The 13,664-nt window shown below is 60.2% G+C and carries 9 protein-coding genes; 5 read left to right on the plus strand and 4 right to left on the minus strand.

Features of this window, described 5'->3' with window-relative positions; genetic code table 11:
* The 4 genes from E4K64_RS00290 to E4K64_RS00305 all read left to right on the plus strand — a co-directional run bounded on the left by E4K64_RS00290 (position 1) and on the right by E4K64_RS00305 (position 4,745).
* A complete protein-coding gene (locus tag E4K64_RS00290; RefSeq protein ID WP_126255411.1) occupies positions 1-1,983 on the plus strand; it encodes a B12-binding domain-containing radical SAM protein in 1,983 nt (660 codons plus the stop codon).
* Positions 1,984-2,004: 21 nt separating this feature from the next.
* Positions 2,005-2,973 (plus strand): aldo/keto reductase, encoded by a 969-nt coding sequence (locus E4K64_RS00295; protein WP_135161644.1) that lies wholly within the window; start codon positions 2,005-2,007, stop codon positions 2,971-2,973.
* 168 nt (positions 2,974-3,141) lie between these two features.
* Positions 3,142-3,915: an ABC transporter permease gene (locus E4K64_RS00300; RefSeq protein WP_164718347.1), complete on the plus strand. Its 774-nt coding sequence runs from the start codon at positions 3,142-3,144 to the stop codon at positions 3,913-3,915.
* Between the two features lie 62 nt (positions 3,916-3,977).
* On the plus strand, positions 3,978-4,745 hold the full coding sequence (locus tag E4K64_RS00305; RefSeq protein ID WP_235884416.1) for an ABC transporter ATP-binding protein: 768 nt from the start codon (positions 3,978-3,980) through the stop codon (positions 4,743-4,745).
* Between the two features lie 35 nt (positions 4,746-4,780).
* Here the strand turns inward: E4K64_RS00305 and E4K64_RS00310 are convergent, their stop codons facing one another.
* Complete coding sequence (locus E4K64_RS00310) at positions 4,781-6,292, minus strand: MBOAT family O-acyltransferase (protein WP_135161646.1); 1,512 nt, start codon at positions 6,290-6,292, stop codon at positions 4,781-4,783.
* Positions 6,293-6,295: 3 nt separating this feature from the next.
* Complete coding sequence (locus E4K64_RS00315) at positions 6,296-8,599, minus strand: hypothetical protein (protein WP_135161647.1); 2,304 nt, start codon at positions 8,597-8,599, stop codon at positions 6,296-6,298.
* A gap of 799 nt (positions 8,600-9,398) precedes the next feature.
* Between E4K64_RS00315 and E4K64_RS00320 the strand changes: the two genes are divergently transcribed.
* A complete protein-coding gene (locus E4K64_RS00320) occupies positions 9,399-10,109 on the plus strand; it encodes a sulfotransferase (protein ID WP_235884508.1) in 711 nt (236 codons plus the stop codon).
* An 825-nt stretch (positions 10,110-10,934) separates the two neighbouring features.
* On the opposite strand, the gene E4K64_RS00325 is transcribed toward E4K64_RS00320, so the two are convergent.
* Positions 10,935-11,885: an autoinducer binding domain-containing protein gene (locus E4K64_RS00325; RefSeq protein ID WP_347338620.1), complete on the minus strand. Its 951-nt coding sequence runs from the start codon at positions 11,883-11,885 to the stop codon at positions 10,935-10,937.
* 110 nt (positions 11,886-11,995) lie between these two features.
* Positions 11,996-13,645, minus strand: coding sequence for an acyl-CoA synthetase (locus tag E4K64_RS00330; protein WP_135161648.1), 1,650 nt, complete (start codon positions 13,643-13,645; stop codon positions 11,996-11,998).
* Positions 13,646-13,664: the final 19 nt, after the last annotated feature.

Consider the following 13,664-nt stretch of genomic DNA (forward strand, 5'->3'; position numbering starts at 1 on the left):
ATGGTTCGGATCGGGCTCGTCCAGATCAACAATAGCTTTTCCGGTCAGAATTACCTGCCGTATTCGATTGCTTGCCTGCAATCCTACGCTGAGCGCCGGCTGCCGCCCGGGAAGTTCGAATTCCTCCCGATGATCTACAAGCGGATTCCGGTGTCGGAGATCGTGGACCGGGTGGAAGGTGCCGACGTCGTCGGCTTCAGTGCCTATGTGTGGAACGCCAGAATATCGCTGGAGGCGGCGCGCCGCATCAAACAGCTCCACCCGAACCGGTTGGTGATCTTTGGCGGGCCGCACGTGCCCGATCATGCCGAAAGCTTTCTGCGCAGCAATCCGTTCATCGATCTCGTCGTTCACAACGAGGGCGAGAAGACCTTCGTCGAGCTGCTGAGCCGGCTTCCGGAGCGCGACTGGAGCGGAATTCGCGGCATCAGTTACATCGACGCGGCCGGTAACTTCGTGCGCGCCGCGCCCGTCGAGCGGATGCGCGAGCTGGAAGAGCTGCCGTCGCCGTTCCTGAACGGTATCTTCGATGATCTGATCGCCCGCAACCCGGACGAGCAGTGGATCGGTCTGTGGGAGACCAATCGCGGCTGTCCGTTCCAGTGCACGTTCTGCGACTGGGGCTCGGCGACTGCCGGCAAGGTGACGAAGTTCGAATTCGATCGTCTGCATCGTGAGCTCGATTGGTTCGCCGCGCACGAGGTCAAATATATCTTCGTCTGCGACGCCAATTTCGGCATTCAGAAGCGCGACGTCGAGATCGCGGAGGCGGTGGCCGCCATCCGTGAGCGCACGGGATTTCCGCATGGGTTCTCGGTGCAGAACACCAAGAACGCCACGGAGCGCGCCTACCAGACCCAGAAGATTCTGGCGGACGCGAAGCTGAACAAGGGCGTCGCGTTGTCGATGCAGAGTCTAGATCCGACCACGCTCAAGAACATCAAGCGCGATAACATCTCGCTGGAGACCTATTTCGAGCTGGCGCGGCGCTTCACGGCCGACAAGGTCGAGACCTATAGCGATATTATCCTCGGGCTGCCCGGCGAGACCTATGACACGTTCCGGAACGGCGTCGACAAGCTGATCCGGCTTGGTCAGCACAACCGCGTGCAGTTCAACAATCTCACCATTCTGCCCAACGCGGAAATGGGCAACCCCGACTATCTCGAGAAGTTCGGGATGGTGACGGTGCAGTCCGAGATCATCAACATCCACGGCACGCGCGAAGAGATGCCCGACGATGTGCCCGAGGTGCAGGACCTCGTGATCTCGACCTATTCGTTGCCACCGGAGGATTGGCGCAAGACGCGGGTGTTCGGCTGGATGGCGGCCTTCCTGCATTTCGACAAGCTGCTGCAACTGCCGATGATGGTGGCATGCGAGCTCGGCGGGCTCGCCTATCGCGACATCATCGATGCGTTCCTGGCGGCTTCGAAGGAAGAATATCCCGTCATTCACGGCATACGCGAGTTCTTTGACAGCGAGGCACTGTCGATGCAGCACGGCGGGCCGGAATACGTCTATTCGAAGGAATGGCTCGGGATCTATTGGCCGGCTGACGAATACGCGTTCATCAAGCTGACTGCAGAAGGTCGGCTGCAGACGTTCTACGCGGAGGCGGAGCGCCTGCTGCCGGATCTGCTCGCAAAGTCGATGGTCGATCAATCCTGGCCGCTGCTCGAAGGCGCGGTGAAGGAGGCGATCAAGCTCAACGCGGCCTTGATCTCGCAACCATTCGTGCTGGACGATCTTCGGATGTCCACGCGCTACAACGTCCTCGAATTCTGCGATAATGTTCGCAAAGGCGCGCCGGCGGCATTGCGTGAGGCACCGTCGGAGGTGTTGATCGAGCGCAGCAAATCCCGCTATTCCGATATCCTTGACTGGTGCCGTGAAGTCGTGTGGTGGGGCAACAAGAAGGGCGCCTATCTCTATATCAACCGCAGTATCCCGGCCGAGCCGCAGCTCGCCGGACATTATTGACCCTTGTAGCGAGCCAAGCCCTTGCGCTATCGGCCGCTCGGCTCAACCGGAATTATGGTTTCTGCCATCGGATTCGGGGCCTGGGGGATCGGGGGCTGCACGCCAGGCGCCACGTCTTACGGTGAGACCGACGATCAGGAATCGCTTCGTGCCCTCAACGCGGCGTTCGATCACGGGATCACCTTTTACGATACGTCGAACGTTTACGGGGACGGTCACAGCGAAGAGCTGATCGGCGCGTGCTTTGCGGGCCGCCGAAGCGATGTCATCATCGCGACCAAGGCCGGCATCACGGCGTCCTATCGTGGATATGACTTCCACCCTGCGGCGTTGCGGACGTCGCTCGAAGACAGTCTGCGCCGGATGCGGACCGATTACGTCGACGTGCTCCAGCTCCACAACGGCACTCCGGACACCGTCATGGGCAGCTCCGAGCTCGTGGAGTTGATGCAGCGCTTCGTGGCCGAGGGTAAGGTCAGGTGCTGGGGCATCTCGACGCTCTCGCCGGATGACGCGCTCGCGCTGATCGATGTGGCCGGCGTCGGGTGCTTTCAGGTCAACTGCAACATTCTGGACTGGCGTGCGATCGACGCCGGATTGCCGGGGGCGGCGGCATCCCGGGGCATCGGCGTGATCGCCCGCACGCCGCTCGCCTCGGGATTTCTGGCCGGAGGCATCGGCAAGGACACCATGTTTCCTGCCAATGACCACCGCAGCAAATGGCCACGAGATCGAATCGTCACCTGGATCGATGCCGCCCAAGCGGTCGTCGGCAGCGTCAATCTGGCCGACACGCCCGAGAATCGCGCTGCGTTGGCATTGCGGTTTTGTCTTTCGGTGGACGGTGTTGCCACGGTGATTCCAGGCATGCTAACGCGTAGAGAGGTTCTGGCCAGCGTCGCGGCTTGCGAACGGGGGCCGCTTGGGCGAGATGTCATGCTGAGCATCGAAGGCGTCTACCGCCGTTACGAAGCCCGGTTGGGGGCTTGACGCCAGGGGCAACTTGCGGCGCATCGCAAGTTCACTCGCGCGGACTTCTTGTCTGGTCTGTCTGTCGGGTGCGATATTCAGGACCCGAGGCTTGCCGCGGAGTGTTGCACGAAGTCGGGAGTGGTCTTGGTCTCAACCGTTGTAAAGCCGATATCAGAACCGCATCCCGTGGCGTCAGCGATCCGCGGGGGCTTGAATACGTTGTCGAACGCCCTGAGCTGGGCGTGGCTCGATACGGTTTGCCAGTATCGGCGGTCGAGGATCGGTCCCCTGTGGGAGACCCTCAACGTTCTCGTGATGCTGCTCGGCCTGAGCGTCATTTCTTCGGCAATCTTCGGCAGTAGCGTCTCCGATATCATCGCCTATGTCGGCGTCGGCATCATCGTCTGGTCGGCCATATCGGCGCTGGTCATCGAAGGGGGCGGCGTCTTCGTCAGGAATGCGGGATATCTCAGCAATTCGACCCTCGGTCTTGGTCTCTATGTCGGGCGAACCGTTTTCAAGATCATGATCACCTTCGGCCATCACGCGATAATCTACGCGATGGGCCTCGTCTTTGCGCTCGTACCATTGAGTTGGACCGGCCTGCTCGCGCTCCCCGGGATTATCCTGCTGTTCGTCAATGGCTTCTGGATCGTGATGGTGCTCGGCTTCATTTGCGCGCGGTACCGGGATGTCGAACTGATCGTGCGCAACTTGATGCAACTTGCTTTTTTCGTGACGCCAATATTCTGGAATTATCGGCAAATCGCCAGCAACAGGCAATTTCTCGTCGAGTACAACGTGATGTTCTATTTCATCGAGATCATCCGCAATCCACTGCTCGGTGAGGTTCCGCCGCTCGCACACTATTTGACGGTTCTAGGGGTCACCGTGGCCGGTTATGGCCTCGCCTTCTTCGTTTACCGCCGGATGCGCGGTCAACTCGCGTTCTGCGTCTAGAGCATAGTCGGAAAAGTGGGGACCGGTCTTCCGACAAGATCATGCTCGAACAAGATTGCCTTGTGGAATGGCTGATCATGACTCATGTGCGTCTGAAGAATGTCAACGTCAGCATACCGATCTACGACAGCCATGCGCTCCGGCTGATCCGCTTGCCGTCGTTCAGCAATGTCCGGGTCGGCTCCGACTCGGCCAGCCGCACCAACGGCGTCATCGTCATTCATGCCTTGAAGAATCTCTCGCTCGAACTGGAAGAGGGCGATCGCGTCTGCCTGATTGGCCACAATGGCGCGGGCAAGACCACTCTGTTGCGGCTGGTTGCCGGAATCTACCCAACGTCGACAGGCTCGGTGGACGTGAAGGGAAGCGCATTCACGCTGCTAAGCGGCAGCATCGCGTTGAATGCCGATGCTACCGGTTACGAGAACATCAAGCTGATCGCAAACCTCTACAATTGGCGCAGCGACAAGTATCAGGATCTGGTGCGTGACATCGAGGATTTCACCGAGCTCGGCGTTTATCTGTCGTTACCGACGCGCATCTACTCGGCGGGCATGCAGGCGCGGCTCGCGTTCGCGCTTGCGACCGCCCAGAACCCCGACATCCTATTGATCGATGAAGGCATCGGCGCCGGCGACGCGCACTTCCAGGAGAAGGCGCGCGCGCGGGTGAATCAATTCATCAGCCGCGCGCGGATTTTGCTGTTGGCGTCGCACTCGAAAGACCTGTGCCGGTCGATGTGCACCAAGGCGTTGGTGTTGTCCAGGGGCGAGAGCGTCTTCTTTGGCGATGTCGACGAAGGCTTCGCCTTTTATGAGCAGCTGGGCTGAGCCGCCGTGATCATGCGGTTCGAGGCCATGTTGCTTCAGAAAGTGAAGTAGATGAATTCGCTCACCCGGTTGGCCGCAACCAGATTGTAGGTGAAGGCGACTCCGAACAGCAGGCCAAGCGTGGCCGCCCAGCCAAGTGTCGGACGCCAGGCGAGCCGGGCATTTTTCGGACGGCCTTCGCCGAGCAGGAATTGCTGGGTGTTCGGCAGCCCCCAAACGATCGCCAATGCGGCGACGAACCAGCTGAGTAGCGAACCTCCAGCGAGCCAGTCGTCTCCAACAGTAAGCCCTATCACCTTCAGCATCTCCGAGAATCCCGGCGCAGGATCGAGAAGAGGGCCGTGGAGCCAGCCGTGCAGACCTCTCATTCCATCGAGAATGCGTTGCGCCGCGTCGAAGCTCTCGGCCCGAAAGAAGACCCAGGCGAGCACGACCAGGAAAAACGTGCCAATCTGCGCAATCCATTGCCTGACGACAGTGACCTCGCGCTCGCCGCGAAGAGCCCGCCAGGCGTGATTGACGAGCAGGAACAGGCCATGCAGTCCGCCCCATGCGACGAACGTCCAATTGGCGCCGTGCCAGAGGCCGCCGATCAGCATGGTAAGCATGACGTTGATATAGCGCCGGGCCGGGCCGGATCGGTTGCCGCCCAGCGGGATGTAAACATAGTCGCGGAGGAACATGGACAGCGTGATGTGCCAGCGACGCCAGAAGTCGATAATACTCGTCGCCTTGTAGGGTGAGTTGAAATTGAAGGGGAGAACGACGCCGAACATCAGGCCAAGCCCGATTGCCATGTCGGAATAGCCGGAGAAGTCGAAATAGATCTGGAAGGTGTAGGCCAGGGCGGCTCCCCAGGCGTTGACGAAGCCGGGCGTTCCGCCGCTTGCCGCGGAGGCGAATACCGGCGACGCGTAGGCCGCCATGCTATCGGCGATAATCGTTTTCTTGAACAGGCCGAACAGCAGGAAGCTGATGCCGAGCGCGAAGTTCTGCCAGGAGAAATGCGCGAAAGTCGGGGCGGAGAACTGCGGCAATAGCTGATGCGGGCGGATGATGGGCCCGGCGATCAGATGAGGAAAGAAGCTGACGAACAACGAATAGCGCGCCAGCGACGGTTCAGCCTTCTGTTGCCGGGTCTCGATGAGATAGCTGATCTGTTCGAAAGTGTAGAAGGAGATGCCGACCGGCAGCGCAATGATCGGGATGATGAACGAGGCCGAGAACAGTTGGTTGATGCTGGAAATGATCAGGCCGGTGTATTTGAAGTAGCCGATCAGGGCGAGATTGAGCGCAATGCCGCCGATCAGCCAGGCTCGCGAATTCGGGCGGAAGTGCGCAATCGCGTAGCCGAAGAGGAAATTCACGACCACCGAAACGAGGAACAGGCTGAAGTTGAACAGGCTCGAATAGGCATAGAACACCAGGCATGCCGCGAGCAGGAACAGCAACGCCGCATTCCGCCCCCGCCACCAACCGAGCAGGTAAAAGCCACCGAGTGTGATCGGCAGGAAGATGAACAGGAAGATGGGCGAGTTGAACAGCAAGGATTACCAACAAGTCGCTTTGCTTTGACGATTCTGAACTTTGGAGCCTTGGGTTGCGGCGGCGATCTGCGTTGCAAATCCAGAATTGGTAGCCGCCCAATCGGCAATTCCGGCCCGGCTGTGCGCGAGGTGCGCACTGATGTTGCCACTCGTGAGGCGGACGCCAAAATCGGCGGGCAGCGCGGATTCCGGACGATCATGTCCGAAGATGCGATCGAGGATGAGATTTCCGGCCATATGGCGGTAATGCGAAAACTCCCAGAACCAGCGCATCGGCGTCAGATCGGTGCGTTCCGGAACGATTTCACGCGTGACGGAACTGGCGTCGCTGAAGTCCCACAGGGGAAACGGTTTGCGACCGGCACGCGCTGCCTCCTCTTCATTAATTCGGACCAATTCTCCCTGCCAGAATTCGTACCGGTCGGAGAGGCCGAGTGCGACGAATAACTGCCGAACCGATGTATGTAGCGGCGTCATGAAGAGCCGCAGATCGGTTTCCTGTTCATGGGCCCGCCGAACGAGGAAGCGGAAGGCCTCGAAACTGCTCATTCCGGTGGCGGGGTTGTTGAAGCAATACATATATCGCGGCGGCATGAGCCAGATGTACCACCGCCAGCCCAGGATGTTATTGCGGAAAACGTGGCCATTTCCGCCGTTCTTGCGAATGCTGTTGTCCTGCCAATCCCAAATGCGCATGCCACGGCTGTTGAAGGAGACGGGCTCCGATTGTCCGCGAAGTGTCGCGAGTGTATCGTGCACGGCGGTTGTCGAAAGAACCAGGCGGAAGAGCTCCCCGATCTGAAACGCAGCTCTTCCCAGCGTTTGCCAACGTGACAATAGCGCGTCCAAAAAATCGGCGGGCGGAAATCCACCCGTCAGTCCCTGCTTTTGACCGACTGCCGCGTAGTGCGAATAGCCGTCGCTGTATTCGCCAAGCGCCAATCTGACACGAGCAACGGGGTTTTTGGACAGATAGTTCACTTCGTTCCAACCGTCGGGGAGGAAGCCGCCCATCCGCTTTTCCTCACGTCCGGCCGCCAGATAGTGGTGATAACCGCTCAGAAAAGAACCTTGCGAGACCTGATATTCAACGTCGCGGTTGACTTGAAGATATCTCGTCTCGCTCCAGGCCTTCGGCGTGAAGCCACCTTCGCGATGTTCCAGTTTGCCGGCGGCGAGATAGTGGTGATAGCCGCTGATGAAGGTGCCGCGGGCGACTTCGTCTCTCACGTCAGGATTGATGCGCAGATAGAGCTCTTCGTTCCAGTCGCGCGGCGGCGTGCCGTCCTGCCGGCCTTCGGCGCGCCCGGCGGCGAGATAGTGGTGATAGCCGCTGATGAAGGTGCCGCGGGCGACTTCGTCTCTCACGTCGGGACTGATGCGCAGATAGAGCTCTTCGTTCCAGTCGCGCGGCGGCGTGCCGTCCTGCCGGCCTTCGGCGCGCCCGGCGGCAAGATAGTGGTGATAGCCGCTGACGAAGGTGCCCCGCCGAACTTCGGCGGCGACATCAGGATAGATTCGAAGATATTGCGCCTCATTCCAGCCAGGTGGCGGCGTGCCGTTCTGCCGCCCTTCGGCGCGCCCGGCGGCGAGATAGTGATGATAGCCGCTGGTGAACGTGCCACGCCGCACTTCGGCGGCGACGTCCGGGTAGAGTCGCAAATAGAGCGCCTCGTTCCAGTCGATAGGGGGGCTGCCCTCCACCATCCCGGCTGGCGTGCATTTCTCGGGTCCGGCATCTTTGCAGGCAGGATCGGCGGTGACTTCCGTTCGAGGTGCCAGTTGAGCCTCCGAGCGGGCCACTTCGCCGGGTGTAGGTGTGCCAACGGAGGCGGAAGGCTTCTCGTTGCTGTCGGGCCGGCGCTTCGCAAGCTCGGCTGCCAGAAAATCAGCGAAGTCCCGAACTCCGTCGCCTGAAAAACGGCTCTCCAGATATGCCTGGTCACGCGGAAAGAAGATATTGAAGCCGAAGAAATCCAGGCCGATCACGGCTTGCTTGAGCGGTGCGACTGATTGTGCGTGGAGAAACGCCAGCATGACCTCATAGCTCGTGGCCGAAGGCTGGCCGAAGTTGAAGACGTTCTTGCCGCTCCATCCGGGATGCTGCGGATCGAGAGCGACCTCGGCGCGGGAACTACCTAATATGATCGCCTCGGGCTTGATCCGTCGCACCTGATACGGCTTCACAGCGGGAACGTGATTTTCGTATCGCGGCCGCACGACATTGATCCCCGGAATGTCAGGGGTCCCAAACACGTAGTAGGGATCGACCAATACGATGAGCGCGGAGAGGGCGAGCGGAGGCATCGCTACAAATCCAATGAACCCGACAGTAAAGCGTCGAAAACTGGAGCGGGTTGGCGATGGGGGATCGGCAGCTTTGCTGGTCGCAGAGACGAATGCGCTCACCTTGGTCGTGACTCACTTGAGTTGACTGCGGAGGTTGAGTGCAACGTATCGAAGGACTCTGGGAGGGTCAAATGGGCACGAACGCAACAGGAGCAAGCCACCGGCACGTTGCTTGCGCCTGACGCTGCTGAGCTTTCGGGTCAAGGTCTGCGGCAGAAATCTGCATCGACAACCAAGGAGTTGATGGCCGCCCGATCCCTGATTTCCGCTTGGTTGCGCGAGATACGGATGTTCTTGCCTGAGAGGCGGACGCCGAAATCGGCCGGCAGGGCGGGTTCCGACGGATCATGTGCCGCGACTCGATCGAGAATGGAGATTGCCCGCCGTTCTGCGGCGCGGCGGCGGGCGCTACCGGCGGCTTTTTCCGCCAGCTCGTAGAAGCAGCCAAGCAGCTGATGATTGCGCGAGCGCCTTGTCGCTGTTCGAGATCGCGATATCGGCCGGGCTCGCCAATCGTAGCGCTTCGGTATTGGCAGCCGAGAAGGCCTCGAGCTTCCCAAGATCATGCTTTCAGTCGCGCCTAGCGTGCGCGTGGTGAGGACACCAGCACCAGATTGAGTTCTCTCGTGATGACCCGAGGTACTGTGCATGAGAACGTCGGAGCGATGCCGACGTCAGCCGAGCTGAGCCGAACCCGCGTAGCATCAGATTGTCGGTCTCTGGTCCACGGGGAGGGCCCACCCGAGAAGCGAGCCTGATGACGACAGCAGGGTCGGAGTTCAAGCCAGGGAAATCCACCTTTGATTGCTTGGTCGACGGTTGGCGAGGGGGCGATGGGCTCACCGTCCGCCCACATCCGGTCGTCCAGCTCTCGCAGAGCGGTCTGTCCGCCTGGCGGATGAACGCATGCAATCGTCTTGTCGGTGAGGGAATTCGTCTCCTGAAACTTCAGGCGATATTCATTTCCGGACTTCCGCGTGCGGGCTCGACGCTGCTGTCGGCCGTTTTGCGGCGGAACCCGCGCTTTCGCGCCGGGATGACCGGACCGGTCGACTCGCTGGTCGACGGCATGCTGCGCAACATGAGCATGAGCAACGAGAGCGCGATCTTCATCACCGACAAGCAGCGCCGGGACCTCATCAAGGCGACCTTCTCGACCTACTACGCCGACCTGCCGAAAGAGCATGTGGCGTTCGACACCAACCGCAATTGGTGGCGCGCGGCTGCCGCTTATCACCGAGCTGTTTCCGCGCGCCAAGGTGATCTGCTGCGTGCGCCACATTCCCTGGATATTGGATTCGGTCGAGCGCTCATTCGCAAGAAGAAGTATCAGCCGTCGGGCATCTTCAATTTCGAGCTGAGTGGCACGGTGTATTCGCGTGTCGAAGGGTTGGCCGCTCCCAACGGCATGGTTGGCTTTCAACGTCATTCTCAAGGATATGGAAGACGCCAGTTTAAGGGTGAATGAGACGATCAGGAGCGTCTGCGGGCTTTTCAAAGACACCGCTGATAACCCTGCGACGATAAGCAGGTGTTGCAGCGGTGGATCGGTTCTCAATCGAGCGCCGCTTCGCACGCGTGGCTCCGGTCGGATAGCCGCCTCTTGCTGCAGCCACGCCCGGCGGTAACTCGTCGACAGAACTTGCCTCAACGCCCTATTTTCTGCTTTTGTCCCGGTGAACGCCACCACGATCGCAGCGGGCTTTGAGGCCAGAAGAAGGGGACGGGCGATGAGATGAACGTAGTCGGTCCGGAGCTCGCCGGGACCTTGATCGCACCCTAGGTGTAGGCACGACGTTGCGAGGTGTGGCGCCTGATCCAGATCCTGACCGCCTTGGGTCCCAATGAAAAATGGGGCTTCTGAAATAGTGATCTAGCGACGTAGCGGACCAGAGACTCGAACCCGGAACTCGGATGGCCGCTTAGCAAGCTGGCACGTTGCTTACTCGCGGTTGGATTTCTCGCTGTAAGCTACTGATCTGTATTGATGGGATTTTGGCTTGGTTGGAAAAATTCTCTCGAGAAATCAACGGTGGTAGCGTGTCTCTTAATCAGCGGGTCCCAGGTTCGAGCCCTGGTGCGCCCACCACCCTCAAGAGGTTGGCCCGCAAGGGCTTTTTTAAATTCCGCGGTAGAACATACCGGGTCTCGTGCGACGCTTTTGATGGTCGTACGTCGCACGCCGTGCGACGAGTCGGATATTTAGAGCCGAAGCCCATCCACCGCTGAAGCGCGCAGCCAAATGAGACCTACTGGTCTGCGTTCAGCTCCTCATGCCTTCCTTCCGCACCTGCTATTCAAGCCTGTCGATACCAGAATCGGCGCGAGCCGCATTGCGGGCGCGGTAGTGCTTCACGATAGTCTGCGCGCTTCGGTATGAATGCCCAGTGATGTCGCAGATCGTCAGCAAGTCGCAGCCAGCCCGATCGAGAAGCATAACGCAGGTATCACGTAGGTCTTGGTCGTGCTTTTGGTCGAGTTCGCCGGCGCCGTTGACGAACATCAGCGTCGGGCAAGGCTTGAGAAGCCATGCTGTCTCATGGCCATTGCTGTCGCGAGCGGTCTGCGCATCCAGCCATTCCGCCAATGCGCGCTTGCGCTGATCGACCGCTCGAGCGCGCTGCGCCTTATTCTCCTCATCGAGAGGAAAGAGGGCGAACAGCTTGTCGACGTTCTTAATCAGTTCGGCGTTCAGTCGCTCTGCGCGGACAATTGCCTGGCGCGCGTTGTCGCACGCAAGAAAGCCGAAGATTGCGGCGGCTCGGGCGGTCGACACCCAATGGCGATAGGTACTCTCGTCGTAAGGCTCACCATTGTCCTCGTTGACCACGAGTGGGAGTTTCTGCTGGACTGTTGAATGTGGTCTCGCATCCACACCAATTTCCCAACTGAACGGCTCTGGACTACGGAGCGCTTCCAGGATCACTGGGTCAATCTCCTGATAGTTGTTCTGCAAATAGTGCGACGTCCACCCTAGCGGATATGTCGAGATCAAAACTGGCTTAGCCAGCGGCGAACGTGGAAGGGCTAGGTAAGCAAAGGACGAAAGATCCAGCGCCTCCGCAATGGCTGCGATAGCCAGGCTAAATTCGGCCGGGCTTTCTGCGACAGCTAATAGATCGATAAACTCTGAAAGATGCGATGCATCGATATCGAGTTCGCTTGCGGCTGCAACGAGTGTCGCACTCGCGCGCCGATTTAGAAGGGATCGCAGTTCGGTGGCTGCACCACCGGTGACCGGTATCTACGCTGCGGGCAGTGGAGTGAAGGAGCGCTAAGCGGAGCGCCTGCCGCCATTTACTATGTCTTAACCCGCTGGCGGCGCGCGGAACCGTTTCCCCGATGCGTCTGGGCTCAGGCCGAAATCGCCTTCGCCGAGTCCACCTGATTGCGCAGCAGAAATTTCTGGATCTTCCCGGTCGAGGTCTTGGGAATCGGCCCGAACACCACGACTTTCGGCGTCTTGAAACCGCTCATGTGCGAACGGCAGAAGGCGATGATGTCGGCCTCGCTCGCGCTTGCGCCGTCCTTCAGCTCGACGAAGGCGCAAGGCACTTCGCCCCATTTCGGATCGGGCTTTGCGACCACGGCGGCGAACAGCACGGCGGGGTGCTTGTAGAGGATGTCCTCGACCTCGACCGAGGAGATGTTCTCGCCGCCTGAGATGATGATGTCCTTGGAGCGGTCCTTGATGATGACGTAGCCGTGCTCGTCGAGCACGCCGAGATCGCCGGTGTGAAACCAGCCGCCTTCGAACGCTTCCTTGGTCGCCTTTTCGTTCTTCAGGTAACCCTTCATCACGATGTTGCCGCGGAACATGACCTCGCCGATGGTCTCACCATCGCGCGGCACTTGCCTCATGGTCTGCGGATTGATCACGGTGACGCTTTCCTGAAGCGGGTAGGGCACGCCCTGCCGGCGCTTCATGCGGGCGCGCTCGGCGGGCGGAAGCTCGTCCCAGCCGGGCTGCTCGGCGCAGACGGAGGCGGGGCCGTAGACCTCGGTCAGGCCATAGACATGCGTCAGCTTGATGCCGATACTTTCGGCGCCTTCCAGCACCGCGACCGGCGGCGCCGCGCCGGCGATGAGGCCGACGACGCGGCGGGCGGCAGTACCCTTGGGCGCATCCGGTGCGTTGATCAGCGTGTTGTAGACGATCGGCGCGCCGCACATGTGGGTGACGCCGTGGCTCTTGATCAGCTCGAAGATTCTGGTCGGCTCGACCTTGCGCAGGCAGACATTGACGCCGGCGGCGGCCGCGATGGTCCAGGGAAAGCACCAGCCGTTGCAGTGGAACATCGGCAGCGTCCACAGATAGACCGGATGCTGGCCGAGGTTGCCCGCGAGGATGTTGCTGACGGCGTTCAGATACGCGCCGCGATGATGGGTGACGACGCCCTTGGGATTGCCCGTCGTACCCGAGGTGTAGCTCAGCGCGATCGCATCCCATTCGTCCTTGGGCGGAATCGCGGCGAAGTTCGGGTCGCCTTGCGCGACCGCCGCCTCGTATTCGATCTCGCCGATGCGGCTGCTGCCCTTGAAGGCGACATCGTCGACGTCGATCACGAACGGCTTTGGTCCGCTCATCTGCGCCAGCGCGTCAGTGATGACGCCGGAGAACTCGGGGTCGACCAGGATGATTTTCGCGCCGCCATGGTCGAGCTGAAACGCGATGGAGGGCGCGTCGAGGCGGACGTTGAGCGCGTTGAGCACCGCGCCGGCCATCGGCACCGAGAAGTGAAGCTCGTTCATGGCCGGAACGTTCGGGAGCATGGCTGCTAGCGTATCACCGACACCGACGCCACGCCGCCGGAGGTACGATGCAAACCGTTTGCACCGTTCATGAATCTGCGCCCATGTGAAGCTGCGGTCTCCGTAAATGGTGCTGGTGAGATCGGGATAGACGGCTGCCGTGCGCGATAGAAAGCTCAGTGGCGTCAAAGGCAAGAGATTAGCCGGACACTTATCCAGACCTACGTCATAGGGGTTGTGCTTTTCACTCACCAATCGCTCCCTCCCTGGG

This window comes from Bradyrhizobium frederickii (genome assembly GCF_004570865.1).
Taxonomy (GTDB): Bacteria; Pseudomonadota; Alphaproteobacteria; order Rhizobiales; family Xanthobacteraceae; genus Bradyrhizobium; species Bradyrhizobium frederickii.